This is a genomic window from Rathayibacter tritici, from assembly GCF_002932875.1.
Classification (GTDB): domain Bacteria; phylum Actinomycetota; class Actinomycetes; order Actinomycetales; family Microbacteriaceae; genus Rathayibacter; species Rathayibacter tritici.
Window position 1 is genome coordinate 1 of the sequence record NZ_PSWS01000001.1, and the last position, 26,893, is coordinate 26,893.

Consider the following 26,893-nt stretch of genomic DNA (forward strand, 5'->3'; position numbering starts at 1 on the left):
CCTCCCGCCCGCCCGCTCAGCCGCCGCGTCTCGATACACCGCGTCCCGCGCCTACTCGACCACCGGAGGAACCCCTCCCCTCTCTTGGCGGCCGCGACAGGCGCCACCACACAACGAAGGCCCGGGCCCTGCGCAGCAGAACCCGAGCCTTCGTTCGTGCACCCCACCCCTCCATGCACTACCGACGGCCCGCGGGGGCGACGTGGGCAAGGCGGAGGAGGAGAGCTGTAGCGGAGCTACCGCCGACGACGACAACGCCGCCCACGGCACCCCCGCGGGCCGTCAGCCCTTGGTGGCGCCGGCGAGGAGGCCGCGGACAAAGAACCTCTGGAGAGAGAAGAACACGATGAGCGGCACGATGATCGAGATGAACGCCCCGGCGGTCAGCAATTCCCACGACTGGCCGTAGGAGCCGGTGAGATCTTGCAGCGCCTTCGTAATGGGCAATCCCTGTCCGGAGGTGAAGACAGTCGCGACCAGCAGGTCGTTCCAGACCCAGAGGAACTGGAAGATTCCGAAGGAGGCGATCGCGGGAACGGCGAGCGGCAGCACGATGCGGAAGAAGATTTGCCCGTGGCCGGCGCCGTCCACGCGGGCCGCTTCGATCACTTCGCCCGGGATCTCGGAAATAAAGTTGTGGAGCATGAAGATCGCGAGCGGGAGGGCGAAGATCGTGTGCGCAATCCACACTTTGGCGTAGGAGCCGTCCAACCCGTTCACTCCGAGACCGGGGAGGATATAGAGCCCGCCGATGCGCAGGCCGTCCGAGAACAGTTGGAGCAGCGGCACGAGTGCCATTTGAATCGGCACGATCTGGAGCGAGAAGACGAGCACGAAGAGCGTGTTGCGGCCCTTGAAGTCGATCCAGGCGAACGCGTAGGCCGCGAGGCTCGCGATCGTGATCGGGATCAGAGCCGCGGGCAGCGTGATGACGAGCGAGTTCACGAACGCCTTGCCCAGCGTCAGGCTGTCGCCCGAGTTGAGGGCATTCGCGTAGTTGTCGAGCGTGAAGCCGGGGTTGGCGAAGATCGTCCACCAGCCGGTCGTCTTGATGTCGTTCGCGGGGCGGAACGACGAGATGAACAGGCCGAGGGTCGGGACAGTCCAGATGACGGCGATGATCAGCGCGGCGAGCGTGGCTCCGCGGGATGTGGTCGCCTTCTTGACCTTGCCGCTGGCCGCCTCGATCCTCGATTCGCCGCGGGCGAGCGCGCGTTCGGTGGTGCGGTCGACCGGGACTTGAATCGGAGTGGGCGTGACGCTCATCGGATCTCCCTCTGCTTAGCGAGCTGGCGGGCGTTGTAGACGACGATCGGGAGCACCAGCAGGAACAGGATGACGGCGAGGGCCGCGCTGTAGCCGCTGCGGGCGCCGAGCTGGAACTGTCGGACCATCTCGAAGGCGAGGACCGTGGTGTCGGAGCGGCCGCCGGTCATCGCCGAGACGATGTCGAAGACCTTCAGCGACGCGATCGAGATCGTCGTGAGAACGACCACGATCGACGAGCGGATGCCCGGAACGGTGACGTTCCAGAAGGACTGCCAGGCGCTGGTGCCGTCGAGTGAGGCTGCTTCGAGCTGCTCGGACGGAACGCCCTTGATCGCGGCGGAGAGCACGGTCATCGCGAAGCCGGCCTGGGTCCAGATCAGCACGATGACGAGGAACAGCGTGTTCCACGGCTCGAGTCCCAGCCAGTCGACCGGCGGGGCACCGAAGGCGGTGAGGATGCCGTTGAGCACACCGATCTGCTCGCCCTGGCGCACGTCGTAGAAGAACTTGAAGATGATCGATGCGCCGACGAACGAGATCGCCATCGGCATGAAAACCAGCAGCTTGAAGAACTTCTCGCCGCGGCTCTTGTCGATGAAGACGGCGTAGGCGAGGCCGATAGCGGTCGCCGTGATCGGGGCCAGGAGCACCCAGACCACCGTGTTGAGGAAGGCGGTGAGGCCATCGGGGCTGGTGAAGACCCAGATGAAGTTATCGATGCCGGCGAATCCGGACCCGTCATTCTTCATGAAGGCGTTCATCGCGGTGGTGATCGTCGGGTAGATCAGGCCGATCAGGATGAAGAAGGCGGCCGGCGCCATGAAGGCGATGAGTTGCAGTCCGTAGCCCGCGCCTTTGCGGGACCGGAAATCGAGGAGGAACAGCGCACCGCCGACGACGGCTGCGACGACCGCGACCCAGAGGACGGAGTTATACAGGCCGAAGACCAGCAGGAGCACCACCGGCAGGAGCACGGTGACCGCGAGCCGGAGGATCGTGTAGCCGGTGCCGCGACGGGGCGCGATCTCGACGAAGAAGAGGATCAACGCCACCACAGCCGCGAAGGCCAGGAGGATGAGCGGGATCTGCGCCAGCGGCGGGAGCCCCGCCAGCCATTGGAAGAACCCCGAGACAGTGATGGGGGACATGGACGCCCTTTCGAGTGCGACTCTGGACTCAGGAGGAACCCGGTCCCCGGGATCCGTGGATCTCGGGGACCGGGCCGTCACAGCAGAACCGCCACCCGGGAGCGGCGGCTCTGCTCCGCTGCTAGGAGGTGTAGCCGGCCTGGATCTCCTCGAGCGCCTGGTCGGTGCTCGTGCCGTCGATCCAGTCGACGATTCCCTTGAAGAAGCTGTCCGAGCCGACGGCCTTCGGCATGAGGTCGGACGCGTCGAAGCGGAACGTGGTGTCCGGGTTCTGCAGGATCGCGATGGAGTCCTTCAGGACGTCGCTGCCCGCGTTGGCCGGGTCGAGACCCTTGTTCGCGGAGATGACGCCGCCGAGCTTGACACGGCTGTTGGCCCAGTCGGCGCTCGAGAGGTACTCCTGCACCTTGGCGGTGTCGGCGTCGTTCGAGAAGGCGGCCACCATCTCGCCGCCGCCGGTGACAGCCTGGGCGTCGTCGGCGTTGACCGGCGGGGTGAGGAAGGCCCACACGTCGCCGTCCTCGGCCACCTTGGCGCCCGCGGAGGTGAGGAAGCCCTCGAAGAACGAGGCCTGGTGGGTCAGCGCACAGGTGCCGTTGGCCATGTTCTGCGCGACGTCGCCGAATGCGGTGGAGTTGATCGACTTCACGTCGCCGTAGCCGGCATTGACGAGAGTCGGGTCGAGGAGGATCGAGCCGACGGAGTCGAACGCAGACTTGATCGCGGGGTCGGTGAACTGTGTGTCACCGGCGACCCAGGAGTCGTACGTGTCCGGGCCGGCCTCGCGGAGGACGGCGTCCTCGATCCAGTCGGTTCCGGGCCAGCCCGAGGCCTCACCGGAGTTGAAGCCTGCGCACCAGGAGGGGCCGCCGGTCTTCTCGGCGATCGTCTTGCCGAGCGCCTGCATCTCGGCCCAGGTCGTGGGGACGGAGACGCCCCACTCCTTGAACTTGGCCGGCGAATACCAGATGTAGCCCTTGACCGATGCCATCAGCGGAGCACCGTACTGGGTACCGTCGACCTGCCCGTACTTCTGCCAGTCCTCGGACCAGTTCTCTTTAACATTGGCGAGCGCGCCCTCGGGGAGCTTCTGCACCTTGCCCGAGGCGACGGTGTCGGCGAGCAGGCCCGGCTGGGGGAAGATCGCGAGATCGGGGGTGTCGCCACCCTGGACCTTGATGCCGATCTGCTTCTCGAACTCCTTGTCGCCCGTGTACTTGATCTCGATGTTGTTCTCCTTCTCCCAGTCCGCCCAGGACTGCTCGAGAAGGGTGGCCTCGTCGCCGTTGATGGTGCCGTAGACATTGACGACGCCGTCGGCGGTGCCGACCGTGCCGGCCGAGCTGCCGCCGCCGGCGTTCGGGTCGTTGGGGTCACTGCTGCTGGAGCAGCCCGCGAGTGCGATGCCGGCCGCTGCCAGAACGGCGACCGGGACGGTGATACGGCGGTGCAGGGATGACCGCATACTTCCTCCTCATTGAGTGGTGGACCAGCCGAGGGGGCCGCTCCCCGCCGACGGGATCGGGGGGCTGTGGCGGCTCGAAGCGTGTGCCGCGTCGACTCGGGTACTGGTGATGGCGACGCCCGGAGGAACTCCGCGCGAATCACCGGTTTCGTGGGGGTGGTCTCCCACGGAGGGAAACCTTTCCACACAATCGATGAAAGCACAACATCGGTGATAGAGCGCTCTCTGAGATAACGATTCGACGTCAGAACGGCGATCCCGGCATCCCGCGGAGCTGGACACCCCTCTCGGCGCGACGCTCAGCCCGCGCTCGGGGTATAACTTCCTGGAACCGTTTCCAGCACCGACGCCGGACGGTCGGGAGGAACGTCGTGCCAGGCATCGAAGAGGTGGCCGAGCTCGCAGGAGTATCGAAAGCGACGGTCTCGCGCGCGCTCAGCGGCCGCGGCTACGTCTCGGCCGGGACGAAGCAGCGCGTCGAGCGGGCCGCCACAAGCCTGGGCTACGTCGTCTCGGCCAATGCCTCGAGCCTGGTGACAGGCCGGAGCAACAACATCGCCGTGATCATCCCGATCATCAACCAATGGTTCTTCGCTGGGATCATCGAGGGGATCGAACGCGCGCTACTCGCCGCAGGCTACGACCTCCTGCTCTACAACATTGATAAACACCTCGACGCCCGCCGGAGCGTGTTCGAGTACTACCTCGTCCGCAAGCGTGTCGACGCGATCGTCGCTGTCACCCTCGAGATTTCGCCGCACGAGACGGAGGCGCTGCTCGCCCTGGGCAAGCCCATCGTCGGCATCGGCGGCGAACTTCCCGGCATCCCCACCTTCAGCATCGACGACATCGCCGCGTCTCGGCTCGCGACGGAGCACCTGCTCTCGCTCGGCCACGAGCGGGTCGTCCACATCGGCGGGCTCGCGGAGGAGGAGACGGACTTCCACGTGCACACCCAGCGCCGCGACGGCTTCCGCCGAGCGCTGGCCGCCGCCGGACTCGAGCCGGGCGCGCAGGACGTGGTGCACACCACCTTCGACATCCCGGGCGGACACCGCGCGGGTCGTCAGGTCCTGGGCGATCCGCGGACCCGGCCGACCGCCATCTTCGCCGCCTCCGACGAGATAGCGATCGGGATCGTCCTCGCGGCGCGCGAGCTCGGGCTCTCGGTGCCCGAGGACGTGTCGGTCATCGGGATCGACGACCACCCCCTCGCCGAGCTCTTCGGGCTCAGCTCGATCCGCCAGGACCCGCGCCAGCAGGGCGAGCTCGCGGTCGCCCTCGTGCTCGACGCGCTGGCTGCCCTCGGCCGCGGCGAGGCTCCTCCCCCGGCTCGGCACACGCTCATCCCCGCCTCGCTGGTGGTCCGAACGAGCACGTCGGCGCCGCGGGGAGCGAGAATCGGAGCATGAGCGACACCGACTCCGGCTCCCCCCACGTCCGCGACGACCCCGAGCAGTCCCGCTTCGTGATCGAGGTCGACGGCACTCCGGCCGGCTTCGCCGCCTACACCCGGCGGGGCGACGAGGTAGTGCTGACCCACACCGTCGTCGACGACGCCTGGGAGGGCCAGGGGCTGGGCAGCATCCTCGCGCGCGCGGCGGTCACCGCGATCACGGTGGCGGGCGACACAGTCGTCCCGCGCTGCCCCTTCATCGCAGCGTGGCTGAGCAAGCACCCCGACGTCGACGTGCGGGTTCGCTGGCCCGAGGTCTGACCTCACGCGGGCGGCGTCCTGCTCCCGATCTCCTGGAGTGCCCAGGTGTTGCCGTCCGGGTCGGCGAAGTACGCGTACCTCACACCGCCGAGATCCTGGATCTCGCTGACCTCGAGCGAGCGGCCGGCCAGCTCCGCGCGGACGACAGCGATGTCGTCGACGACCAGGTGCAGCGAGCGCACGAGGCCCTCCTCGGGCCCGGGCCCCATCCCGCTGCCGACCATGATCGAGCAGGCCGAGCCGGGAGGGGTGAGCTGCACGACGCGCATCGCCTTGGAGGGCCGCACGTCGTGGTCGAGGTGGAAGCCGAGGACCTCCGTATAGAAGGCCACCGCGCGGTCGACGTCGTTGACGGGAAGGGGGACGAGCTCGAGTCGCATCTGCACCCGGCCAGTCTGGCGCGCGGAGGACTGGGGCGGGAGGGGCGTCAGTCGCGGGGACCGACGACGAGTCGATCGTGCATGATCTCTACGGCTCGCTCGAGGACGCGGCGGTCTTCCGGGGTGAGATCGGAGAAGATTGGCGTGAGCGCGTCGCCGAGGTCGGTGCGCCAGGCAGTCAGCGCATCGGCTCCGGTGGGAGCGAGGCGGATCTGCCACGCGCGCGCGTCGACAGGATCCGCGATCCGATCGAGCCAGCCGGTCTCGACGAGGTTCTTCACGATCTTGGTCATCGTGGGCTGCGAGACGCGGCTCTGCGAGGCCAACTCGCCCAGACGCATCGGACCCATCGAGAGCAGCACCGACAGCGTGCGCCACACAGCCTGCGACTCCTGGTTGCCGGTCGCCTGAGCGGCTAGGCGGGTGATCCGGTGCGTCACCGAGACGAAGTCGCTCAGCAGTTCGCTGAGCGAGACCTCGCTGGGCGGGACGTCGCGGGCGGGGAGCCCGGCGAGCAGATCGGGAGCAGTCACTCTTCAATCCTAAAGGCGCGGGGGATTCGACGACCGGGAATGGCGCAAGGCGCCGCCTCCGATAGAGACGGCGCCCTGCGCCTGCAGGCGGACCTGCGTCACCCTGGCGGGCGGCCGACCGGAGCCGGTACCCGCGACGGGAGAAGGAACTTACTTGACGGTGACGGTCGCGCCGGCGGCCTCGAGCTGAGCCTTGGCCTTCTCGGCGGCCTCCTTGTTGACGGCCTCGAGGACAGCCTTGGGGGCGCCGTCGACGAGCGCCTTCGCCTCACCGAGGCCGAGGCTGGTGAGGGCGCGCACCTCCTTGATGACCTGGATCTTCTTCTCGCCGGCGCCCTCGAGCACGACGTCGAACTCGGTCTGCTCCTCAACCTCTTCGGCGGGGGCGGCCGGTCCGGCTGCACCGGCCACGGCGACGGGCGCCGCTGCGGTGACCTCGAAGACCTCTTCGAACTTCTTGACGAACTCCGAGAGCTCGATGAGCGTGAGCTCCTTGAAGGCCTCGATGAGCTCGTCCTGCGTGAGCTTTGCCATGATTTTTCTCCTTGTTTTTCTTTGTCTACGAACCGCGCGCGCACTGCTTCCCGACAGGGAAGACGTCAGCTCGCGGACTCCTGCTTCTCGCGCAGCGCCTCGACCGTGCGAACGGCCTTCGAGAGCGGAGCGTTGAACAGATATGCGGCGCCGAACAGCGAGGCCTTGAAGGCGCCGGCGAGCTTGCCGAGCAGAACTTCGCGGGACTCGAGGTCGGCGAGCTTGCCCACCTCTTCTGCGGTCAGCGGGTTACCGTCGAAGTAACCGCCCTTGACCACGAGAAGGGGGTTTGCCTTGGCGAAGGCACGCAGCGACTTCGCGACGGCGACAGGGTCGCCGTGCACGAACGCGATGGCCGAGGGGCCAGCGAGCTCGTCGTCGAAGGACGAGATACCGGCGTTGTTCGCCGCGATCTTGGTCAGCGTGTTCTTCACCACGGCGTAGGTTGCGTGCTCACTGATGTCCTTGCGCAGCGTCTTGAGCTGAGCAACAGTGAGACCGCGGTACTCGGTCAGCAGAACGGCCGTCGAGCTCTGGAACTTCTCCGTGAGTTCGGCAACCGAGGCTTCCTTGTTCGCCATGGCTACTCCTGTGAATTCTCGTGCCGGTAGCCCGAAGGCAGGCAAAGAAAAAAGCTCCGGCACAGGGGCACGGAGCTTCGGGATCGCGGTGAGGCGGAACGGAACTCTTGCACCTGCGCGGGCCATTCGCTTCGCGAATCCTTCGTCCGGTGGCGATCCGCGAGGCCTGGGCCCTGCTCGTGCGCACACCGGAAACCGGCGGTCTTTGGCTCCGGGAAGAATACGACAGTGCGGCGCGCGGGCGCAAGTCGAGGCGGAGGCCGGTCGTCCGGGATGCTGGAGGCATGACCGGTCCGTCTCCCGATTCCGCCCGTACCGTCGACTCCGGGATCGCCTCGGTCGAGGGCGAGCTCAGCACCCTGTTCAACCGCGTGCGCGCGTCGATGCGCTCCTGCGCCGAGCGGCTCCACTCCGAGCTGACGCCGCTGGGCTACAAGACGCTGTCAGCGCTCGAGCGCCGCGGACCCGTGCACTCGGGCGTGCTGGCTGAGCTACTCGAGATGGACAAATCCGCACTCAGCCGCCAGATCACGGCGCTGGACCGCCTGGGCCTGCTGGCGCGCACGCCGGACCCGCGGGACGGCCGCGCCACGATTCTGTCGGTGACGCCCGCGACCGCCGAGCGCCTGCGCGAGATCCGCAGCTCCAACCAGGCACTGATGCACGAGGAGCTGCGCAACTGGGACCTCTGCGAGGTCGAACTCTTCGCCTCCCTTCTGCACCGGATCAACGACCTCGACTTCTAACGCCTAGCATTCCCTCGGATCGGGGACAATCGCCGGACGCAACCCGATCGACTGCGTAAATTCGAAGGCGATGGATCCGCACCCCTCTCCTTCTCTCCCGCACGACGTGAACAGCGCGCTCGCGTACGCGCGGGGGTTCGGCGATGACGCTCCCCGCCCCGGCACCGGGCGCACCGCCGAGCTGCACGATCTGCTGCGACGCCTGGCCCGGCACGATCTCGGCGTCGCCCGCACCGTCGAGCCGCACCTCGACGCTCTCGCGATTCTCGGCGAGGCAGGGCTCGCTCCCGCAGACCTCGGCGTCTCCGCGGACGCGACCTGGGGGGTCTTCGCGGCCGAGGGCGGCGCGGATCCGCTCGTCGCGCGCGGGAGCGGCGGGAACTGGCTCCTCGACGGCCTGAAGCCGTGGTGCTCGCTGGCCGACCGCCTCGACGCCGCGCTCGTGACGGCGCACGTGGGCGACGCCTCCGGGGAACGCCGGCTCTTCGCCGTGGCGTTACGCGACGAAAGCACCGTTCCGGAGGCGGGCGCCTGGCACGCGCGCGGTCTGACGGAGGTGCCCAGCGGCCCGGTCCGCTTCTGCGGCGCCCGCGCGATACCCGTGGGAGCCGCCGGCTGGTACCTCTCGCGGCCCGGCTTCGCCTGGGGCGGGATCGGCGTCGCCGCCTGCTGGCACGGCGGAGCGCTCGGAGTCGCCGCCACCGTCGCCGCAGCCCGGCGCGAGGACCCGCACCTCCTGGCGCACCTCGGTGCGATCGACACGGCGCTCTCGGCGGCACGCCGAGCGCTGGATGAAGCGGCGGCGCTGATCGACGCGGGAGAGGCCGACGGCGCCCGGGGCTCACTGCTCGCCCAGCGCGTGCGCGCGAGCGTCGCCGGGGCCGTGGAGGAGATCCTGCTGCGCGCAGGGCGTGCCCTCGGCCCGGCGCCGCTCGCCCTCGACGCCGAGCACGCCAAGCGCGTCGCCGACCTCGCGCTGTACGTCCGCCAGCACCACGCCGAGCGCGACGACGCCGCCCTCGGTCGCGCCGTGCTCGCCTCGGGCGAGGCGGCCGACTGGTGAGCCGGCCCTTCGACGGACGACTCGAGGGCACACCTCTCGAGCACTGGAGCGCGGACGGCCGACGGGACCGCCTCCCCGAGCTGACCCTGCCCGAGGAAATCGGACGAGTGCTGGTCGTCGTCGCGCACGCCGACGACGAGACCCTCGGCTGCGGCGGGACGATCGCGCTGGCCCGTCGGCTCGGCCTCGCAGTCGACGTCCTCATCGCGACCGACGGGGCCGCGGCGCACGGCGACCGCGACGCGGGCCTCGCCGCCGAGCGCCGCCGGGAGGCCCGCGCGGCGCTGGCGGAACTCGGCCCGGATATCGGGCTCGCGTTCCTCGAGGTGCCGGACTCGGCGACTCCGGAGCACCGCGAGTGCATCGCCCGGGAGGTGCGCGAGCGCGCGAGCGGCACCCCCGGCTCCGTGCTGCTGCTCTCGACCTGGACCGGCGACGGGCACCGCGACCACCGGATCCTCGGCGAGGTCTGCGCGGACATCGCGCACGAGCTCGGTCATCCGCTGCTCGCCGCACCGATCTGGCTGTGGCACTGGGCCGTGCCGGAGGACCCGGAGGTGCCGTGGGACGCCCTGGTGCGCCTCCGCCTCGACGACGAGCTGCTCGAGCGCACTCGCCGGGCCCGCTCCCGCTACCCCAGCCAGACGCGCCCCGCACCCGATGGGACCGCAGCAGTTCTGCATCCGCTTTTCCTGCGCACCTTCGCCGGTGACGACCGACTGGTGAGGATCACGTGAGCTACTTCGACGAGCTCTACGCGCGGCACGAGGACCCGTGGGGCTACACCAGCCGCTGGTACGAGCAGCGCAAGCGCGCGCTGACGCTCGCGAGCCTGCCGGAGCAGCGCTACGCCTCCGTGCTCGAGATCGGCGCCTCGATCGGCGTCCTGGCCGAGGCACTGGCGGGCCGGGCCGACCGCCTGCTCGCGATCGACGTCTCGGCCGCCGCCGTCGAGCGCGCCGCCCGTCGCCTCGCTCCGCTCGAGCACGTGCGGGTCGAGCGCCACGACATCACCCGCGGGGTCCCGGCGGGTCCGTTCGACCTGGTCGTGCTCTCGGAGGTCGGCTACTACCTCGGCGACGCGCTCCCCGACGTGCTGCGCAGCATCCGTGACGCCCTCGCCCCCGCCGGTGAGCTGGTCACCGTGCACTGGCGGCATCCGATCGGCGGGCTCGCGCTCGACGGCGATGCGGTGCAGGCCGCGGTGGCCGCGCTGGGCCTGCACCGCCTCGCTCGGCACGAGGAAGAGGACGTCGTCCTCGAGGTGCACGCCCGAGACTCCCGCTCGGTCGCCCGCAGGACGGGGCTGGTGTGAGCCGGCTCGAGCAGGTGCTGGTCGTCGTGCCCGCGCGCGACGAGGAAGCGCGGATCGGTGAGCTGATCGCTTCGGTGCAGGCGAGCACGACCCACCTCGCGGACGGGGCGCCCGGCATCGGGGTGCGCCTCGTCGTCGCGGCGGACGGCTGCTCGGACGCGACCGTTCAGCGCGCTCGCTCCGCCGGGGCGGACGTGCTGGAGCTTTCTCGCTGCGGAGTCGGCGCCGCCCGCTCCGCAGGGATCGCTCATGCCCTCGCCTCCGTCACCGCGCCCGCCGAGCAGGTCTGGATCGCCAACACCGACGCCGACACGGTTGTGCCCCGCGACTGGCTGGCCGCCCACGTCGAGCACGCCCGCCGGCACGACGCGTTACTCGGCACGGTCCGGCCCGATCCGGCCGACCTCTCCCCCGCGGCCTACGCGCGCTGGCGCGAGGTCCGGGCGCGGGAGGAGTCGATCGGTAGCATCCACGGGGCGAACCTCGGCGTCCGAGCGAGCGCGTACCTGGCCGCGGGCGGGTTCGGGCAGGAGCCCCTGCACGAGGACGTCCTGCTCGTCGAACGGCTGCGTGCGAGCGGCGCGCGGGTCGGAGCGACAGACCGCGGGGAGGTCGTCACCTCCGGTCGCCGCGACAACCGAGTCGAGGGCGGCTACGGCCGCTACCTCCACGCTCGCTTCGCAGCCGAGACGTCTTCGGCCTGCGGCTGAACCGGCTACACGCGCACGCGGAACACGATGCAGGGGGGCCCTGTCAATGGTCGGGCCTCGGTTTGTCACGGATTGCGCAGGAGAGTCAAATAGGTGTCGAGCACGGCCCTGTGCTCTCCGATGGAAGGGTCACCGCATGAATCCCCGCCTCGTCCTGCTGGCACTGGTCGCCTTCGCCGCCTACGTGTTCGGCGCCCGCGCCGGCCGCGGCCGCTACGAAGAGCTGCGCCATCTCGCACTCGGTGTGTGGAACGACCCGGCCACGAAGAAGACGCGCAAGAAGCTCAAGAAGACCTCGAAGCGCGAGGCCAAGCAGCTCACCGCCATCGCGAGCAAGGCCCGCGACAAGGTGCAGCGCCGCCTTCGCTGACCACCGCTTCCACGACTCAGAAGACGTCGGTCCACCGGCGTCGTCGCTCGCATCGGAACGGCCGATCGAGCACGACATGAAGGAGAAACATCATGGGCATTATCAGCTGGATCATCCTCGGCCTCATCGCCGGGGCACTCGCCAAGCTCATCCTCCCGGGCAAGCAGGGCGGCGGATGGATCATCACGATCGTCCTCGGCATCGTGGGCGCGCTGCTCGGCGGCTTCCTCAGCACCCTGTTCGGTATCCAGGACGCCGTGAACGGCATCAACATCGTGAGCATCATCGTCTCCGTCGTGGGTGCGATCGTCGTCCTCCTCATCTACGGTGCGATCACCGGCCGCAAGTCCCGCGCATAACCCGCGCTCCCCCAAGGCCCTCGGCACTGTGTGCCGGGGGCCTTCGCCGTCCCTCCCGGCGAGGGATGCCTCCGCAAGGGGTTGATGCCGGGAGCAGTGGGGGGTGGACTGGAGGCACGATGGCGCGGCTTTACGGCGCCCTCGCCCCGACGAAAGGACGTATTCGCTGATGAGCGACGACACCGTAACGGTCCCCACCAGCACTCTGAACAACGGCGTGGAGATCCCGCAGCTGGGCTTCGGCGTGTTCCAAATCGATCCCGCCGAGACCAAGGATGCAACCCTGACGGCCCTCGAGGTCGGCTACCGCCACATCGACACGGCCGAGATGTACGGCAACGAAGCGGGCGTCGGCGAGGCTGTGCGCGCCTCCGGCCTCGACCGCTCCGAGGTCTTCGTGACCAGCAAACTCAACAACGGCTTCCACGCCCGCGAGGACGCGCTCGCCGCGATCGACACCACCCTCGGCGAGCTGCAGTTCGACTACGTCGACCTCTTCCTCATCCACTGGCCGCTGCCGAACGTGGGGGACTACCTCGAGACCTGGAAGGCGATGGAGGAGATCTACCGCAGCGGCAAGGCGAAGGCGATCGGTGTCTCCAACTTCCAGACCAACCACCTCAACCGACTCCGCGCCGAGGCAACCATCGTTCCGGCCGTGAACCAGATCGAGGTGCACCCCTACCTCGTGCAGCAGGAGCTCCGCGCCTACGGCATCGAGCACGGCATCGCGACCGAGGCCTGGTCGCCGATCGCGCAGGGCCTCGTGCTGGAGGACGACACCATCACCCGCATCGCGCGCAACGTCGACCGCAGCCCGGCGCAGGTCGTGCTCCGCTGGCACATCCAGCGCGGCGACATCGTCTTCCCGAAGTCGGTCACCCGTACGCGGGTGGAGGAGAACTTCGCGCTCTTCGACTTCGAGCTCGACGACGAGGCGATGACCGACATCACGGCGCTGGACCGCGGCCACCGCACCGGGCCCGACCCTGACACCTTCAACATGATCCCGAGCTGATTCTCCGGCTCGCGGAACGACGTCCGGCTCGCAGGAATCCACGGATTCTGCGAGCCGGACGTGTTTTTGCGAGCCGGATGATCAGGGCTGGCGGGAGTCGCGCCAGGAGTGCTCGGGGGCGTAACCGAGCACCTCGCGAGCATGGTCGATCGAGAGCAGGGTGTCGTTCGTCCCGAGGTCACCGCGCAACTCGACGCCGGGGAAGACCTCAGCCACGAGCTCCGCATTGGGGCGCGACATCACCGTGTCGGCCGCGGCGATGATGAAGCGGTCGAAGCCGGTCGTCTCGGCCAGCAGCGCCTTCTCGACCGCCTGCGCCCCGTCGCGGCCGTCGATATACCCCCACAGATTCCACTTGCGCAGGGTGGCATCGGAGTCGAAGGACGCGAACTCGGCGTAGTCGGCCTCATCCATCACGTTCGAGAAGCGCAGACCAGTGATCTTCAGGTCCGCGTGCCAGCGGCACAGCTCGATCGCCATCTGCTCCTCGAGGTGCTTGGTCAGCGAGTAAACCGACTCCGGACGCGCCGGGTACTGCTCATCGACGGGGATGTAGGGCGGCGGCACGTCGAACGGCAGGCCGAGGACGGTCTCGCTGGACGCGGAGACGACGTTGCGGATGCCGGCGCGGATCGCTCCGTGGAGCACGTTGAACGTCGCGATCATGTTGTTGTGGAAGGTGGCGACGTCGGGGACCAGACCTGGCGCGGGGATCGCGGCGAGGTGCACGAGCGCGTCGATCCCGTCGTACCGGTCGCCGACGGCCTGCAGGGCGTCTACGACCTGACCGTAATCGGCGATATCGATACGGATGAAGCCCTCGCCGCGATCCCCCGCGCGGTCGAGGGTGAACACGTCGTGCCCGGAGGCGCGGAGGCGGGTGACGACGCTGCGGCCGAGCTTGCCGGATCCACCGGTGACTGCGATTCTCATGCTCGCACGCTAACGGCCCCTGCCGTGGGCGGCGAGGGGTGGCGGATCAGCCGCGCGAGTGGAGCGAGATTCCGCCGCCGACCTCGGGCGTGGTCTCGTCGGCGACGAGCTCGGTCCAGCGACGGAGCACCGCGGCACCGGCCGCGTCGTTCACGACTCCATCGACGACGATCACCGGATAGGGCTTCTCGGGCACACCCTCCGCCGGCCGTACGTCGACGTGGGCGACGTCGTAGGCGTGCTCGAACAGCCAGTCGGCCATCGCGTAGTCGCTCCGGGAATCGCCGACGGTGCGCCAGCGCTGCGGGATCGCGCCGGTCGCGCCGAGCAGCTCGACGGCGCGCTGGGCGCCGAGGTCTTTGCCGAGGCGGTTCGACTCGATGTCGGTCGAGATGACGGTCGGGTCGATCCGGAAGTCGACCGTGCCCTCCTCGTTCGGGTAGCGGATGCCGCGGCGTTCGACTCCGAGGCCCGCGGCGGTCATGATCTGCAGCGCATCGGCGTCGAAGACGAGCTGACGCTCGAGGTAGTCCTCGTTGGACAGGTCCACCAGCTGCTCCGCGGAGACCATGGCGCGCTTCGTCTCATCGAAGAAGACCAGATCGTCGTAGTCGGAGCGGATCATCCGCTCGAGGTCGCGGACGACCGGCGCGGGGATCGCCAGCGACTCATCGACGATCGGCTCCGAGGTGCCGCGGTAGTCGACGGTGAACCAGACCGCGCCCTTCTCGCAGATGCAGACGATGCGCGCCTGGGCCGAGACGCCGCGCTCGAGGAGCGCGGGCAGCACCCGCTCGCGCAGGAACGCATCGGAGCGGCCCGTGTTGAAGACGATCGGAATGCCGGCGTTCGCGAGCGCGACGAGGTCGTCGGCGATCTCGGGGACCGAGATCCTGCGTGTGACGGGGCTGGCGATGGGCCCGTCGACATCGAGGAGCAGGCCGAGGGAAGGGAGTGTGGAAGTCATCGCGCCCATTCTGCCGCGCCGGGGCTCTTCGCGTCGGGAGATGCCGCGCGATCGCCTTCCCGGACCCGGCCTCGCCGACCCTCCGCGAGATGCCACTTATGACCGGCCTCGCCGGCGTGTCGACGTCAGGAGTGGCATCTCGCGAGGGGGCGAGAACGGGGCGGGTCAGGAGGTGGGGAGGACGAGGGTGCGCTGGGCAGTGGTGCCGTCGGGGGCGCGGACGGCGAGGGTGATCAGGGTCTCGGAGTCGCGGCAGTCGGCGGTGACGGCGGTGTAGTCGGTCTCGGCGAGGTCGACGGGGTCGCCGCCCGTCGCGTCGGTAGTGCCGACGGCGAGGCGAGCCGAGGCACCTCCACTCGTCTCCCAGGACAGGGACAGCGGGACGGTGGCGGTGCGGTCGCCGTCGCAGTCGACGGAGGCGGGAGCGGCGGCGAAGGTGACGATGGCGGGAGATGCGGGGGCGGATCCGGCTGCCGGGGCCACGGCGGACGGCGACGTGGCGGGCGTCGAACCCGGGGCGGCGGATCCGTCGGAGGCCGCGGTGGAGGTCGGGGCGGTGGAGGCGGGAGCGGCGGCGGGCGCTTCGGAGGCGGTGCCGGCGGACGCGGTGCCTACGGACGGGGTGCCTGCGGACGGGGCTCCGTCGTCGGCGGGCCGCAGGAGCAGCACGATCGCGAGGACGACGGCGACGAGTCCGAGGGCGGCGACGATGATCCCTGCGGTGCGGGTGGAGCGGGACGGCATCGGTCCTCCTGGTGGCGGTGCGGGACAAAGGGACGGGGAGGGACCGGGCGGCCAGCGCCCGCTCCCTCCCCGCGGTGAAGGCTAGGCCTCCTGGTCCTCGCGGCGGCGGCGACGGGCGATCAGGAGCGAGCCGATGCCGACGGCGAGAGCACCTCCCGAGAGCAGCAGCCAGGAGCCCGTCTCCACTCCGGTGGAGGGGAGTCCGCCGGGTCCGGTCGGCGCGGGGATCGGCGCGGCCGTAGCGGTCGGGTCGGGGGCCGTGGTCGGCTCAGGACCGACCGTGGGCTCCGGCGTCGCCGTGGGCTCGGGGGACATGGAGGGCTCGGGAGACATGGAGGGCTCGGGAGTCGCGGTCGGCTCCGGCGAACCGGTCGGCTCCGGCGAATGAGTCAGGGTCGGCTCCGGCGTCGGTGTCGGCGTGGGCTCCGCGGCCCCCGGCAGCTCGACGGCCGCTCCCTCCGGCGCCACGGCGAGCAACGCCCGGGCGATGTCGCTGAACGCCCCGACCGGATGGTTGCGGAACACCGGCGAGGTGCCGAAGAGGAAACCCTCGGTGCCCGACTCCGTCGAGAACGAGACGGCCGAGGCTTGCCCAGCCGCGTCACTCCGCGACTGCCCCTCGGAGTCGACCCAGTGCCCGGCGACGAACGTGCCCTCAGCGGAATAGCTCTGCTCGACGGCGACCGAGTCGTCGAAGCCGGCGAACCACAGCGCCGGCGAGACGAACGCGGTGTCCTGGGGGTAGTCGCCGAGGACTCCGCCGGCGGGCGTCTCGATCGAGACGATGCCGTTGGAGCCGCGAGTGCCGGTCTGCGCGGTGAGTGTCGCGAGGCCGAAGTCGGCGACGAACGCCGCTCCTGCACCGCCGCGACCGACCACATCGCCACCGCCCGCGAGGAACTCCTCGACGACGGCGCGGCCCGCGGCCTGCTCCGGGGTGAAGGAGAGGGCGCGTCCGACGTAGAGCACGTCGGCGCCCTCAAGGGTGGCGGTGCCCGTGCTGAGCGCGTCCGGATCGACGGCGACCGCGTCGGCGAAACCGAGCTTGGCCAGTGCGTCCCGGTCCTCGTTCGTGCCGGAGTAGGCGACGCGGAGGGCGTCGAGCGCCTTCCCGTCCTCGGCGCGCACGCGGTCGGCGGTGGTCGCGGTGAAGTCGACGCCGAAGACGGCGGCGGCTGCCTCGGCGGCGGCGAGTCCCGCAGCATCGGCGCGGAGGGCGACGGTCCCGTCCTCGAACTGCTCGACTGCGACTCCGTCGGCCAGCAGCGCGTTGAGAGCCTGGTACTCCAGGACTCCGCGCGGCTCGAAGGCCAGGTAGTCGGCGCCCGCGGGGACGGAGCCGGTCGGCGCGATCGCGGTCACCGGCTCCAGGCCGACGGCCGGGAGCGGGTCGCTGGTCGATCCGATCGCCTGCACGTCGGCACCCCAGAGGAGCGACAGGCTCCAGGCCGAGACGTCGTACATCTCGGGCACGCGGCTCGAGATGTCGCTGCCGTCGGCGAGAAGGACGTTGGCGAGGCCCCGCACCGACTGGTGCATGTCGACCAGGTAGGTGCCCGCGGGGTAGGACACTCCTCCGACGCTCGTCGCGGCCGTGGTCCGCGAGACCTCGACGCCGTGGGCGAGGAGCTGCGCGACGAGGGTCTCGGCGTCCGAGACGGAGCGCTGCGTGCCGTCGACGGGGATGACGTAGGCGCGCGGGTACTCGGTCGTGTAGACGTCAGTCTCGTCCCAGATCTCGGTCCACTCGGTCGGCGTGCTCGCTGGCAGGTCGGCCGCGGAGACGTCGGCCGGGATCTCGACGGCAGGAGCGCCGGTCGCACCGCGTTCGAAGATCGCGACCTGGTTGCTGAGCAGGGCGTCGCGGTTGGCTTCGATGTAGTCCACGGAGGCGTCCATGACGATCCCGGCGACCTCGACGTCGATGTCCGCGTTGGCCTGCCCCTGGGCGACCTCCTCCGGGGTCTCGTTCGCCGTGCGGCCCAGCGGCAACTCCACCGTGTTGGTGATCGCGCCCTGGAAGGCGACGTACTGCGGGGCGAAGATGGGCGGCCAGTCGTCCCAGCCCGCGCGGATGTCGCGGTAGGGGATCAGGATCGTGCCGGTGTTCTCGGTGGTGGCGCTGCCGTCCTCGGCGAGGTAGGTGTTGCCCGGCACGTCGGCTTCGACCACGCGGCGCTCGATCTCGAGCGCGGTCGCGTAGGCGTGCGGGAGGAAGAGGTCGTACTCGTAGTTCTCGCCGTGCGGCGGGCCGCAGGGCTCGACCTGCAGGATCCCGGTGTAGCCGTGGATATCGATGAAGTACGTGGGCTGGAGGACGCTGGAGAGGTCGCGGATCACGGCCGCCTCGCTGGTCGCTCCGGTGATCATGTCGCGGTTGGGGTCGTAGCCGGCCGCGACGGCGCGCTGGCCGAGGGCCCGGCCGTCGGGGTTGTTGGTGACGGTGAAGTAGAGACGGTTGCCCTCCAGCAGCGCCTCGGTCGCGGGGTCCTCGGCGGTGGCGACGCCCTCGATGTACTCGAGGATCGCGTCGCTGCCCTCCCACTCGTTGCCGTGGATATTGCCGTTGAACCACACCGGGACCTTGTAGTCGGCCATCAACTCGGCGTCGGCGGCCGCGGCGGCGGGCTCGTACTTGAGCCGGTCCCGCCACTGGGTCTGCTGGGCCGTCTCCGCCTCGGTCTCCGGGGCGGTAACGGTCACCAGGTAGATGTCGCGGCCGAGGCCGGATTTCCCGACGACCTGGGTCGAGACGCGGTCGGAGCGGGCGGCGAGCGCGTTCAGCTGCGGCGCGATGGCGTCGTAGGGAGTGACTCCGCGCAGGAGTGAGGCGTCGGTCGGGTCGACGGGAACCTCGGTCAGCGGAGTCTGCTGCGGGTAGCTGGTCGGCACGGTGATCGGGGCGGACGGCGGACGCACGAGGTCCACGCGGGTGTAGTCGGCGGGGGCTGCGGTTGTCGCGGTCGCCGGCGGGGCGACCAACAGGCCACCGGTGGCGAGCGCGAGCGCGGCGCATCCGGAGGCGAAGGCGGTTCGAGATCTCAAGCGGAGTTCTTCCCTTGTCGAGGCGTGACGGAACGGATCGGGCCCCCGTCGGCGTCTGGACCTCCGAATCGGATGTGAACCCTCTCAGGAAGATAGAGGTGTCATGTTTCCGTCACATGTCGGCTGAGTTGCCTTCGCGAGATGCCACTTGAGTACGCCTCGCCCGGCGTGTCGCGTACCCAAGTGGCATCTCGCGAGGGGGTTAGCGGAGGAGGGGGCGAGGACGGAGGCGAGGGAGACGCCGACGGTCACCGATGTGAGGGCGCCACGAACGGACTGGCCGAGGAAGCTCTCGCCAAAGCCGGTGGTCATCGTCGAGACGGTGTCGACGGGCCCGAGCCCGGTCAGCAGGCCGATCGCGGCGGCGCCGACGGCCAGCGCCAGCACCGGATTGAACCGGAACCGCACGATGGAGACGACGACCACGACGATCGCGAGGGCGACGACGCCCAGGGTGTACCACTCGGGCATGACGACCTCCTCCGCCCGCAACTGCGCGTGCCGTCACGCCCTAGAGGGCCCCCCGCGCACTCCCCGTCCGGGCCGGGGCCCTAGCGTGAACGCATGGCACTAACGCTCCCCGAACCCCGACTCCCCTCCCTCCTCGACTCCCCCGTCCTGCGCTGGGGGGTGATCGCCCCCGGCTCGATCGCCGGCTCGTTCGTCGAGGCGCTGCAGAAGCACACCCGGCAGCGCGTGGTCGCGGTCGGCTCCCGCTCGCTCGAGCGGGCAGAGCGATTCGCGAGTCGGTTCGGGATCGAGCGGGCCTCCGCCGGCTACGAGGCCGTGGTCGAGGATCCGGAGGTGGACGTCGTCTATGTCGCCTCGCCGCACTCGGAGCACGCCCGTCAGGCGCTGCTCGCGATCGCCGCGGGGAAGCACGTCCTGGTTGAGAAGCCGTTCGCGCCGACTCCTGGCGAGGCCGAGATGATCGTGCACGCCGCGCGCGACGCGGGCGTGTTCGCGATGGAGGCGATGTGGATGCGGTACCTGCCGCACATGGACGTGGTGCGGCAGCTGCTCGCGGACGGGGCGGTCGGCGCACCCGCCGTGGTGACAGCCGACTTCGGTGCGGCCTTCGACTTCGACCCCGCCAGCCGCATCTTCGACCCGGCGCTGGCCGGCGGCGGCCTGCTCGACGTCGGCGTCTACGCCTCCTCCTTCGTCTCGATGGTCGCGGGCACCCCGCAGAGCACCGTCGTCGCCGGGAGCCTGACGTCGACCGGCGTCGACGCGACCGCGACGATCGTCGGCAGCCACGCGCATGGCGTGCAGTCGGTGGCAACGTCGACCGTGCTTGCGGATACCCGCCATGCGGCGAGCGTTGCGGGCCGGGCGGGCCGGATCGATGTGCACCCGTCGTTCTGGATGCCCAGCGGCGTGACGCTCACCCGCGGCTCCGAGAGCGGATCGTGGACGGACGAGTCCCCGCTCCAGGGTGGGCAGGGCCTGGCGTGGGAGGCGCTGCACGTCGCGCAGTACGTGTCGGAGGGGCGCACGGAGTCGCCGCTGCACCCGCTCGACGAGGTGGTCGCCGTGGTGCGCACGCTCGACGACGCGCGCCGTCGGCTGGGCGTCTCCGTCTGAGGGCGGCTGCCGCCGGCCTCCGTCCGATGTGCAGGGTTTTGCTTGCTTTGCAGGGGTCTGTGCGATTCGCAGGGGATGGTGCGATCTGCAGGGGACGGTGCGATTCGCAGGGGATGGGCTGCGTTCGCAGACGGTTTGCTCGCAGGATGGGGCGTCCGGCCCGGATGCCCTGAAGATCGCACACAGTCCTGCAGATCGCACGGTCCCCTGCACAGCGCACAGCGTCCTGCACATCGCGCGCGTGCTCAGCCCGCCGGCAGCTCCACCCGGAAGCTCGTACGCCCCGGCTCGGACGTGACGAGCACGCGCCCGCCGTGGGCGTCGACGACCGCCGCCACGATCGCAAGTCCCAGCCCCGTCGATCCGGTACTGCGCGCCCGCGAGGAGTCGCCGCGGGCGAACCGCTCGAACAGCACCGGCATCAGATCCGGGGCGATCCCTGGGCCGGAGTCGGTGACCGTCACCACCGCGATCGGCCGCCCGTCCGACATCTCCTCGGCGAGGGCCGCCACCACGCGCGTTCCGGGAGGTGTGTGCACGGTCGCATTGCGCAGCAGATTAGCGACCACCTGGTGCAGGCGGAAACCATCGCCGCGGATCTCGATCGGCTGCTCGGGGAGCTCGAGGTCCCACTCGTGGTCGGGGCCGGCGGCATGGGCGTCCGAGAGCGCCTCGATCATGAGCAGGGTCAGGTCGACGGGCTCCTTCTCGAGAGCGCGGCCCTCGTCGAGGCGGGCGAGCAGGAGGAGATCCTCGACCAGTGAGGTCATCCGGGTGGCGGCCGATTCGATCCGGTCGAGGGAGTAGGCGGCCGACTCCGACAGCTCAGTGCCGCCGCGGCGGGGCAGCTCCGCGTAACCGCGGATTGCGGCGAGGGGGGTCCGCAGCTCGTGCGACGCATCGGCCACGAACTGCCGGACCTTGTTCTCGCTCGCCTGCCGCGACTCCAACGCCCCGGTGACATGGTCGAGCATGCGGTTGAAGGCGGCGCCCACGCGGCCGACCTCGGTGCGGATGTCGGCGTCCTCCTCCGGCACCCGCTCGACGAGCTCGACATCGCCGCGATCGAGCGGCAGCTCGGCGACCCGTGTCGCCGTCGCCTCCACCCGCTCCAGCGGTCGCAGAGCCACGCGGATGATCGCGGTCGCGATCAGGGCGACCAGCAGCATCGCGAGCAGCACCACCACCACGACCACCCAGGCGAGGGAGGCGAGCGTCTCGGCCACCTCGCCCAACGGGACACCGACGACGACGATGGAGCCGTCGATCACCGCCGCGCGCACGCGGTAGGTACCGAGGCTGCCGGGCAACTCGATCGTCACCTCGTCGCTGGCTGCGGCGACCGCCGCCGCGAGCACGGAATCGGCGGTGTCCGAAAACTGCCTGCAGACTCCGTCGGCGTCGACATAGGCGCCGATGAAGGAGCCGTCGGAGTCCCGGACGGCGGTGATCGTGCTGAGGTTCTGGCTCGGGCCGCTGCCGAAGGCTGCGCTCGGGCAGGTCGTTGCCCGGTTGATCACGCTGAGCCCGCTGAATCCGCTCGGTCCGTCGAAGTCCTGGAGGCGCTTGAGCGACTGGCTCAGCGACGTGTCCGTACTTCCGTAGAGGATCGAGCGCGCCGAGAGCACGCTGACCGCCCCCACGACACCTGCCGTCACCGCGACGAGCGCGACCACGGCGACGACCATCCGCCGCCTCAGCGTCCACGGCGCGCGCAGGCTGCCGCGGGAGCGGCGGAGTGCGGATCGGGTCGCGAAGTCGCCGAGCGTGGGGCGGCCTCCGAGACTCACTGGTCGGCGGGCTTCAACAGATAGCCAGCGCCGCGGACGGTGTGGATCATCGGCGAGCGGCCCGCGTCGACCTTCTTGCGCAGGTACGAGATGTAGATCTCGACCACGCTCGACTTGCCGCCGAAGTCGTACGACCAGACGCGGTCGAGGATCTGTGTCTTGCTGAGAACGCGACGAGGGTTGCGCATCAGGAAGCGCAGCAGTTCGAACTCGGTGGCGGTCAGCTCGATCTCGTCGCCGCCTCGGCGCACCTCGTGGCTGTCCTCGTTCAGCACCAGATCACCGATCACGACCTCGGGGTCGTCGGCGTCGTTCGCGAGCAGGGTGCTCCGGCGGATGAGGCCGCGCATTCGGGCCACCAGCTCCTCGAGCGAGAAGGGCTTGGTCACGTAGTCATCGCCGCCCGCGGTCAGCCCCGCGATTCGGTCGTCGAGGGCGTCCTTGGCGGTGAGGAAGAGCACGGGAGTCTCGCTGCCGTCGGCGCGCACCCGCTGGAGCACCTGGAGGCCGTCGATGTCCGGGAGCATCACGTCGAGCACGATCACGTCCGGCCGGAACTCGCGGGTGATCGTGATCGCGGCGCGGCCCTCGGCGGCGGTGCGCACCTCCCAGCCCTCGTAGCGCAGCGCCATCTGGAGCAGGTCGGTAAGGGTGCTCTCGTCGTCGACGACGAGAACGCGGATCGGAGTCCCGTCGGCGCGCTTGAGGCGGGTGCGCTGCGCGGGGGCGAGATGCTTCGAGGGTGCCGGGGTGCTCATAGCTCCAGTATCGGGAGTTTCCTATGGACGAGCTATGACTCTGTGATGCCGTCGCTGTGGGCACCCGATGCGCCGTCGGCGGATCTGCGGCGAGTGCCGTCACCAGCACCGAGACCGTGAGCGCTCCCGCGCTTGTCTGCGACGGACGGCGTTCTGCCGCAGACGTGGCGAAACGGAGCGACGTGAGCGAGATGAGTATCAGAAACCCGACACCATTCCTCTCGCGCTGAGTAGTAGGACCTCAAGGAGTCGCCAAGCATCTGCTCGACGAAGCGGAGACACTCCGGAGAATCCGTATCGGACACGACACAGAGCTGGTGGACATCAGCACTACACCCTGGCTGGGGGTAGAACGAGCTTGTACTGCCGGTCCGTGGATTGCTAGCGTACCCGGGAAAGGAAGCGTGAAACGTCGATCTCCTATCGCCGTCGGTACAGCCGTTGAACTCAAAAGGCTTTTCTCTCGGAATAACTCCGAGAGAGCTGGTGAAGCGAGGACTTGACGATCAGGCCGGCTTACTCCTCGACCACTACATCCATAGTCAACCTTCGGGGGAGGCCTGAAGCAGGTGAATCCGCTCATGAATCACGTCCACGCCACCCTCACATCGGCGGAAGATCACGACACGATCCCCTTGTCTCTCGACGATACAGAAGCTGACAATTCTAGCGGTCGAGGTGATCGCATGCCGCCTGCCTCGCAGAACCACTCTCACGAGAGTAGTCATCGTGCCAACGTCGCGTCGTGACTCTTCGTCAGCGCCTGAAAATCAGGACTGAACCCAGGAGCACTTGCCCGGCCTTGTCGCCGCGCCCGCACTGGGCTGGCCGTGGTCAACTCCGGATGTCTGGACAGCGTTTACACACAGTAGAGGAGCTACCAGCGTGACGGATCGATTAAAGGGCCCCGTCTGGATGAAGGTACTGGGAGCGTTTCTCTTGCTGAGTTTCGGCGGTATGGTCGCCCTCGCAGTCGTTCTCGTTGATGCGATAGGCGCAGTGCCAGCCACCCTCACGATGCTCCCCTCCGTACTCGTGCTCGCCGTCGGTTTGGTTCTCATCACCGCATCCGTTCGCGTGGACGTCGCCCGCGACATCGAGCTGCGGTTCGTTCCGATCTGGCGGCGTCGGCTGGAATTTTCCGAACTACAGTCTGTCGGCGTCGAGGACCAGACATGGTTCCGCTTCGGTGGCGTCGGTCTGCGGTGGCGGGGCAACGCGACCGGGTTGATCCTCGGGAATCGCCCTGCTCTCCTCCTGCGTACTCGCGGCAATCGGGAGTACGTGGTGCAGTGCCGTCACCCGGAGCGCGTCGCCGACCTCATCCACGCTCGGATGGGTGCTCGATGACTGCTGGTTCACGGACTGTGCAGCGAGGAGGAACAGCAGAGTCCACCGCCGCCTCCTGGCCGACCATCGCGGTCTTCGTGCTGGTCGCATTCGGACTGGCCTGGGCGGTGGCGCTCCCGCTGTGGATCACGGGACACGGACTGTCATCGGAGCTCACCACAGTGCTCGTGCCAGCGATGATGTTCACACCCCTTGTCGCGACGCTGACGGTCGTGTTCCTGCAACGACAGCATGCGACCCGCGCGGTGCTGCGGCGACTCGGGATCTGGCCACTGTATCCGCTGAAACGAACAATCGGATTCACGGCCCTGGCCGCGCTCCTCGTCCCCGTCATCCTCCTTGCAGGGATCGGACTCGCCGCAGCACTGGGCTTCGTCACACTCGATATCGTCCATTTGTCAGGATTCAACGCTGCCCTGGAAGCCGCCACTGGGAGACCGCTTCCCGTGCCGGTGTGGGCGGTCGCGACACTGCAACTCCTCAGCATCCCGATCGGTACCGCAGTGAACTCGGTACTCGCCTTCGGGGAGGAGGTCGGATGGCGTGGCTGGTTGCTTCCCGCACTGCTGCCCCTCGGCACCTGGCCTGCACTCATCATGACCGGTGTGCTGTGGGGCGCTTGGCACGCACCGATCATCCTGCTGGGCTACAACTTCGGCGAAGCGAACCTCGTCGGCGTCGGTCTGATGATCGTTGCGACAACCCTGATCGGCGTGCTTGTCGGGTGGCTTCGGATAAGGAGCGAATCGCTGTGGCCAGCGGTCTTCGCGCACGGCGCACTCAACGCGGCCGGCGGGCTTGTCACCCTCTTTGCCGCACAGGGGAAATCCGTCGACCCGATCCTCGCAGGTCCGCTCGGCGCCGGATCCTGGATCGCCTTCACCATCGTCCTGATCGTGCTGGTGCTCACCCGCCAGCTTCCCCACCGTCGGTCGACGCTCGGAAAGGGGAGCAGCGGAAGCCGATCCGCCCCTCTCACTCCGGATCGGCGTTGAGCTCCTCCGGGTCGATCGCCGCGGTCCGCGCATACCCGCGGACCCGGCGGTCGATGAAGGTCGCCACCCAGAGCAGCACGCCGATCACGAGCAGCACCCCCGCGATCCCGTACTGGGCCGTGTCGCGCCCGGACGTGATCGGCAGCACCAGGTAGATACAGGCGATCGCGCCGAGCACCGGCAGCACGGTGGGGGTCCGGAAGTGACGGTGCTCCACCGGCTGGCGCCGCAGCACCAGCACCGCAACGTTGACGATCGCGAACACGGCGAGCAGGAGCAGCGACGTGGTCCCTCCCAGGAGCACGGCGATGGGGTCGGCGGGGTCGCGGGACACGTAGGCGGTGAGCAGCAGCGCGATCACGGTGGTGAAGAGGATCGCGGCCCAGGGTGTCCTGCGTCCGCGCAGCACGTTCTGCAGGAACGGCGGCAGCACGCCCTGGCGGCTCATCCCGTAGAGCAGACGGCTGGCCATCATCATGTTGATCAGCGCACTGTTCGCCACGGCGAAGAGCGAGATGAAGGGCAGGAGCGTCGAGATCGGAAAGTCGGGCGCTGCCGCCTCGACCACGGTGACGAGCGGAGTGTCGTTGCCGGCCAGCTCCCCCACCGGCACGATCGCCACGGCGAGCGTGGACACCAGCACGTAGACCACGGCGGTGATGCCCAGGCCGGTGAGCATCACCCGGGGGAAGATGCGGCTGGGCTCCTTGGTCTCCTCCGCCATGTTCACCGAGTCCTCGAAGCCGACCATCGCGAAGAAGGCGAGCGAGGTCGCGGTGCTCACAGCGAGCAGCAGCGACTTGTCTTCCGGCGCCTCGAACGCGACCACCCGCGAGAAGTCGGCTTGCCCTCCGAAGACCGCGAAGAAGCAGACGACAATCACCAGCAGCAGTCCCGAGAGCTCGATCAGGGTGAGCACGACGTTCAGCCCGACGCTCTCGGCGACGCCGCGCAGGTTGACCAGCGCGATGCAGACCATGAAAATCAGCGCGATGCTCAGCCGCGTCCCCGCGCCGTCGCCGAGTCCGAAGCCGATCGCGAAGTTACTCGCGAACGCTCCCGACGCAGCGGAGGCCGACGTGATCCCGCTCGCCATCACGGTGAAGCACACCAGGAAGGTGACGAAGTGGATCCCGAACGCCTTGTGCGCGTAGAGGGCCGCCCCTGCCGCCTGCGGGTACTTCGTCACCAGCTCGAGGTAGGAGCAGGCAGTCACGGTGGCGACGACGAATGCGATCACGAAGGGGAGCCACGCGGCCCCGCCCACCTCGGCCGCGACCTGCCCGGTGAGGGCGTAGATTCCGGTGCCGAGGATGTCGCCGACCACGAACAGCAGCAGCAACTTCGGGCCGAGCACCCGCTTGAGCTCGGGTGGGGCGGCGGTCTCTCTCGTCGCGGTCATCGTCGGCCCTTCCGTTGCGGATGAGCGCGAGCCTACGACCGTGGACGCCGCCCGGGAAGGGCCGCCTGCACCTGGCCGACGAGCGAGTGCGGGAGGCGACCTGCCCGGATGCTG

The 26,893-nt window shown here is 69.2% G+C and carries 28 protein-coding genes; 13 read left to right on the forward strand and 15 right to left on the reverse strand.

Features of this window, described 5'->3' with window-relative positions; all coding sequences use genetic code 11:
* Positions 1-282 precede the first annotated feature (282 nt).
* The 3 genes from C5D07_RS00005 to C5D07_RS00015 all read right to left on the reverse strand — a co-directional run bounded on the left by C5D07_RS00005 (position 283) and on the right by C5D07_RS00015 (position 3,882).
* A complete protein-coding gene (locus C5D07_RS00005; RefSeq protein ID WP_068255172.1) occupies positions 283-1,266 on the reverse strand; it encodes a carbohydrate ABC transporter permease in 984 nt (327 codons plus the stop codon).
* Positions 1,263-2,417 carry a carbohydrate ABC transporter permease gene (locus C5D07_RS00010; protein WP_068255174.1) on the reverse strand — a complete coding sequence of 385 codons (1,155 nt, stop codon included), beginning with the start codon at positions 2,415-2,417 and terminating at the stop codon, positions 1,263-1,265. Before C5D07_RS00010 ends, C5D07_RS00005 begins: the two co-directional genes overlap by 4 nt.
* A 121-nt stretch (positions 2,418-2,538) precedes the next feature.
* Entirely contained in the window at positions 2,539-3,882 is a 1,344-nt protein-coding gene (locus tag C5D07_RS00015) for an ABC transporter substrate-binding protein (RefSeq protein WP_104258321.1), read from the reverse strand.
* A 371-nt stretch (positions 3,883-4,253) separates the two neighbouring features.
* On the opposite strand from C5D07_RS00015, the gene C5D07_RS00020 reads away from it, so the two are divergent.
* The gene (locus tag C5D07_RS00020) at positions 4,254-5,294 is read left to right on the forward strand and encodes a LacI family DNA-binding transcriptional regulator (protein WP_104258322.1); all 1,041 of its coding nucleotides are present in this window, start codon (positions 4,254-4,256) and stop codon (positions 5,292-5,294) included.
* Positions 5,291-5,599: a GNAT family N-acetyltransferase gene (locus C5D07_RS00025; RefSeq protein ID WP_068255180.1), complete on the forward strand. Its 309-nt coding sequence runs from the start codon at positions 5,291-5,293 to the stop codon at positions 5,597-5,599. Before C5D07_RS00020 ends, C5D07_RS00025 begins: the two co-directional genes overlap by 4 nt.
* Positions 5,600-5,601: 2 nt before the next feature.
* On the opposite strand, the gene C5D07_RS00030 is transcribed toward C5D07_RS00025, so the two are convergent.
* The 4 genes from C5D07_RS00030 to rplJ all read right to left on the reverse strand — a co-directional run bounded on the left by C5D07_RS00030 (position 5,602) and on the right by rplJ (position 7,627).
* Positions 5,602-5,985, reverse strand: coding sequence for a VOC family protein (locus C5D07_RS00030; RefSeq protein ID WP_181026360.1), 384 nt, complete (start codon positions 5,983-5,985; stop codon positions 5,602-5,604).
* Positions 5,986-6,026: 41 nt separating this feature from the next.
* On the reverse strand, positions 6,027-6,512 hold the full coding sequence (locus C5D07_RS00035) for a MarR family winged helix-turn-helix transcriptional regulator (protein WP_237358183.1): 486 nt from the start codon (positions 6,510-6,512) through the stop codon (positions 6,027-6,029).
* A gap of 150 nt (positions 6,513-6,662) precedes the next feature.
* On the reverse strand, positions 6,663-7,046 hold the full coding sequence (gene rplL / locus C5D07_RS00040) for a 50S ribosomal protein L7/L12 (protein WP_068255182.1): 384 nt from the start codon (positions 7,044-7,046) through the stop codon (positions 6,663-6,665).
* 65 nt (positions 7,047-7,111) lie between these two features.
* On the reverse strand, positions 7,112-7,627 hold the full coding sequence (gene rplJ / locus C5D07_RS00045) for a 50S ribosomal protein L10 (RefSeq protein WP_055791018.1): 516 nt from the start codon (positions 7,625-7,627) through the stop codon (positions 7,112-7,114).
* A gap of 284 nt (positions 7,628-7,911) precedes the next feature.
* Between rplJ and C5D07_RS00050 the strand changes: the two genes are divergently transcribed.
* The 8 genes from C5D07_RS00050 (at position 7,912) to C5D07_RS00085 (ending at position 13,208) form a co-directional block, all read left to right on the forward strand.
* Positions 7,912-8,373 (forward strand): MarR family winged helix-turn-helix transcriptional regulator, encoded by a 462-nt coding sequence (locus C5D07_RS00050; RefSeq protein ID WP_104258323.1) that lies wholly within the window; start codon positions 7,912-7,914, stop codon positions 8,371-8,373.
* A gap of 70 nt (positions 8,374-8,443) precedes the next feature.
* Positions 8,444-9,436 carry an acyl-CoA dehydrogenase family protein gene (locus tag C5D07_RS00055; RefSeq protein ID WP_104258324.1) on the forward strand — a complete coding sequence of 331 codons (993 nt, stop codon included), beginning with the start codon at positions 8,444-8,446 and terminating at the stop codon, positions 9,434-9,436.
* The gene (locus C5D07_RS00060) at positions 9,433-10,173 is read left to right on the forward strand and encodes a PIG-L deacetylase family protein (protein WP_170063464.1); all 741 of its coding nucleotides are present in this window, start codon (positions 9,433-9,435) and stop codon (positions 10,171-10,173) included. Before C5D07_RS00055 ends, C5D07_RS00060 begins: the two co-directional genes overlap by 4 nt.
* Positions 10,170-10,751 (forward strand): class I SAM-dependent DNA methyltransferase, encoded by a 582-nt coding sequence (locus C5D07_RS00065; RefSeq protein WP_068255190.1) that lies wholly within the window; start codon positions 10,170-10,172, stop codon positions 10,749-10,751. The genes C5D07_RS00060 and C5D07_RS00065 overlap by 4 nt, the downstream gene beginning before the upstream one ends.
* Entirely contained in the window at positions 10,748-11,461 is a 714-nt protein-coding gene (locus C5D07_RS00070; RefSeq protein WP_104258326.1) for a glycosyltransferase family 2 protein, read from the forward strand. The genes C5D07_RS00065 and C5D07_RS00070 overlap by 4 nt, the downstream gene beginning before the upstream one ends.
* A gap of 136 nt (positions 11,462-11,597) precedes the next feature.
* A complete protein-coding gene (locus tag C5D07_RS00075) occupies positions 11,598-11,831 on the forward strand; it encodes a hypothetical protein (protein ID WP_068255193.1) in 234 nt (77 codons plus the stop codon).
* 92 nt (positions 11,832-11,923) lie between these two features.
* A complete protein-coding gene (locus C5D07_RS00080; RefSeq protein WP_068255196.1) occupies positions 11,924-12,190 on the forward strand; it encodes a GlsB/YeaQ/YmgE family stress response membrane protein in 267 nt (88 codons plus the stop codon).
* Positions 12,191-12,359: 169 nt separating this feature from the next.
* The gene (locus tag C5D07_RS00085) at positions 12,360-13,208 is read left to right on the forward strand and encodes an aldo/keto reductase (RefSeq protein WP_068255199.1); all 849 of its coding nucleotides are present in this window, start codon (positions 12,360-12,362) and stop codon (positions 13,206-13,208) included.
* A gap of 81 nt (positions 13,209-13,289) precedes the next feature.
* Here C5D07_RS00085 and C5D07_RS00090 read toward each other — a convergent pair whose 3' ends face one another.
* The 5 genes from C5D07_RS00090 to C5D07_RS00110 form a co-directional block, all read right to left on the reverse strand.
* On the reverse strand, positions 13,290-14,141 hold the full coding sequence (locus C5D07_RS00090; protein WP_104258327.1) for an NAD-dependent epimerase/dehydratase family protein: 852 nt from the start codon (positions 14,139-14,141) through the stop codon (positions 13,290-13,292).
* 46 nt (positions 14,142-14,187) lie between these two features.
* Positions 14,188-15,108, reverse strand: coding sequence for an HAD family hydrolase (locus C5D07_RS00095; RefSeq protein ID WP_181026359.1), 921 nt, complete (start codon positions 15,106-15,108; stop codon positions 14,188-14,190).
* A 165-nt stretch (positions 15,109-15,273) separates the two neighbouring features.
* Positions 15,274-15,852 (reverse strand): hypothetical protein, encoded by a 579-nt coding sequence (locus C5D07_RS00100; RefSeq protein WP_104258328.1) that lies wholly within the window; start codon positions 15,850-15,852, stop codon positions 15,274-15,276.
* A gap of 81 nt (positions 15,853-15,933) precedes the next feature.
* On the reverse strand, positions 15,934-18,897 hold the full coding sequence (locus tag C5D07_RS00105) for a M14 family zinc carboxypeptidase (protein WP_104258329.1): 2,964 nt from the start codon (positions 18,895-18,897) through the stop codon (positions 15,934-15,936).
* An 84-nt stretch (positions 18,898-18,981) separates the two neighbouring features.
* Positions 18,982-19,368 carry a GntT/GntP/DsdX family permease gene (locus C5D07_RS00110; RefSeq protein ID WP_104258330.1) on the reverse strand — a complete coding sequence of 129 codons (387 nt, stop codon included), beginning with the start codon at positions 19,366-19,368 and terminating at the stop codon, positions 18,982-18,984.
* A gap of 93 nt (positions 19,369-19,461) precedes the next feature.
* Between C5D07_RS00110 and C5D07_RS00115 the strand changes: the two genes are divergently transcribed.
* Positions 19,462-20,484: a Gfo/Idh/MocA family protein gene (locus tag C5D07_RS00115; RefSeq protein ID WP_104258331.1), complete on the forward strand. Its 1,023-nt coding sequence runs from the start codon at positions 19,462-19,464 to the stop codon at positions 20,482-20,484.
* A gap of 245 nt (positions 20,485-20,729) precedes the next feature.
* Here C5D07_RS00115 and C5D07_RS00120 read toward each other — a convergent pair whose 3' ends face one another.
* Together C5D07_RS00120 and C5D07_RS00125 are read right to left on the reverse strand one after the other, a co-directional pair.
* On the reverse strand, positions 20,730-22,274 hold the full coding sequence (locus C5D07_RS00120) for a sensor histidine kinase (RefSeq protein ID WP_219817273.1): 1,545 nt from the start codon (positions 22,272-22,274) through the stop codon (positions 20,730-20,732).
* Complete coding sequence (locus C5D07_RS00125; RefSeq protein ID WP_068255216.1) at positions 22,271-23,032, reverse strand: response regulator transcription factor; 762 nt, start codon at positions 23,030-23,032, stop codon at positions 22,271-22,273. Before C5D07_RS00125 ends, C5D07_RS00120 begins: the two co-directional genes overlap by 4 nt.
* An 885-nt stretch (positions 23,033-23,917) precedes the next feature.
* Here C5D07_RS00125 and C5D07_RS00130 point away from each other — a divergent pair.
* Positions 23,918-24,382, forward strand: coding sequence for a hypothetical protein (locus tag C5D07_RS00130; protein WP_170063465.1), 465 nt, complete (start codon positions 23,918-23,920; stop codon positions 24,380-24,382).
* Positions 24,379-25,377: a CPBP family intramembrane glutamic endopeptidase gene (locus C5D07_RS00135; RefSeq protein WP_104258333.1), complete on the forward strand. Its 999-nt coding sequence runs from the start codon at positions 24,379-24,381 to the stop codon at positions 25,375-25,377. The genes C5D07_RS00130 and C5D07_RS00135 overlap by 4 nt, the downstream gene beginning before the upstream one ends.
* Here C5D07_RS00135 and C5D07_RS00140 read toward each other — a convergent pair.
* Positions 25,358-26,779 (reverse strand): APC family permease, encoded by a 1,422-nt coding sequence (locus C5D07_RS00140; protein WP_104258334.1) that lies wholly within the window; start codon positions 26,777-26,779, stop codon positions 25,358-25,360. The genes C5D07_RS00135 and C5D07_RS00140 overlap by 20 nt on opposite strands.
* Positions 26,780-26,893: the final 114 nt, after the last annotated feature.

Bases quoted from the DNA above. Each gene is read 5' to 3' on its own strand.
- rplL (WP_068255182.1), bottom strand. From the start codon at position 7,046: ATGGCAAAGCTCACGCAGGACGAGCTCATCGAGGCCTTCAAGGAGCTC.
- C5D07_RS00125 (WP_068255216.1), bottom strand. From the start codon at position 23,032: ATGAGCACCCCGGCACCCTCGAAGCATCTCGCCCCCGCGCAGCGCACC.
- C5D07_RS00075 (WP_068255193.1), top strand. From the start codon at position 11,598: ATGAATCCCCGCCTCGTCCTGCTGGCACTGGTCGCCTTCGCCGCCTAC.
- C5D07_RS00080 (WP_068255196.1), top strand. From the start codon at position 11,924: ATGGGCATTATCAGCTGGATCATCCTCGGCCTCATCGCCGGGGCACTC.
- C5D07_RS00010 (WP_068255174.1), bottom strand. From the start codon at position 2,417: ATGTCCCCCATCACTGTCTCGGGGTTCTTCCAATGGCTGGCGGGGCTC.
- C5D07_RS00090 (WP_104258327.1), bottom strand. From the start codon at position 14,141: ATGAGAATCGCAGTCACCGGTGGATCCGGCAAGCTCGGCCGCAGCGTC.
- C5D07_RS00005 (WP_068255172.1), bottom strand. From the start codon at position 1,266: ATGAGCGTCACGCCCACTCCGATTCAAGTCCCGGTCGACCGCACCACC.
- C5D07_RS00100 (WP_104258328.1), bottom strand. From the start codon at position 15,852: ATGCCGTCCCGCTCCACCCGCACCGCAGGGATCATCGTCGCCGCCCTC.
- C5D07_RS00050 (WP_104258323.1), top strand. From the start codon at position 7,912: ATGACCGGTCCGTCTCCCGATTCCGCCCGTACCGTCGACTCCGGGATC.
- C5D07_RS00055 (WP_104258324.1), top strand. From the start codon at position 8,444: ATGGATCCGCACCCCTCTCCTTCTCTCCCGCACGACGTGAACAGCGCG.
- C5D07_RS00015 (WP_104258321.1), bottom strand. From the start codon at position 3,882: ATGCGGTCATCCCTGCACCGCCGTATCACCGTCCCGGTCGCCGTTCTG.
- C5D07_RS00110 (WP_104258330.1), bottom strand. From the start codon at position 19,368: ATGCCCGAGTGGTACACCCTGGGCGTCGTCGCCCTCGCGATCGTCGTG.
- C5D07_RS00115 (WP_104258331.1), top strand. From the start codon at position 19,462: ATGGCACTAACGCTCCCCGAACCCCGACTCCCCTCCCTCCTCGACTCC.
- C5D07_RS00140 (WP_104258334.1), bottom strand. From the start codon at position 26,779: ATGACCGCGACGAGAGAGACCGCCGCCCCACCCGAGCTCAAGCGGGTG.
- C5D07_RS00095 (WP_181026359.1), bottom strand. From the start codon at position 15,108: ATGACTTCCACACTCCCTTCCCTCGGCCTGCTCCTCGATGTCGACGGG.
- C5D07_RS00135 (WP_104258333.1), top strand. From the start codon at position 24,379: ATGACTGCTGGTTCACGGACTGTGCAGCGAGGAGGAACAGCAGAGTCC.
- rplJ (WP_055791018.1), bottom strand. From the start codon at position 7,627: ATGGCGAACAAGGAAGCCTCGGTTGCCGAACTCACGGAGAAGTTCCAG.
- C5D07_RS00025 (WP_068255180.1), top strand. From the start codon at position 5,291: ATGAGCGACACCGACTCCGGCTCCCCCCACGTCCGCGACGACCCCGAG.
- C5D07_RS00085 (WP_068255199.1), top strand. From the start codon at position 12,360: ATGAGCGACGACACCGTAACGGTCCCCACCAGCACTCTGAACAACGGC.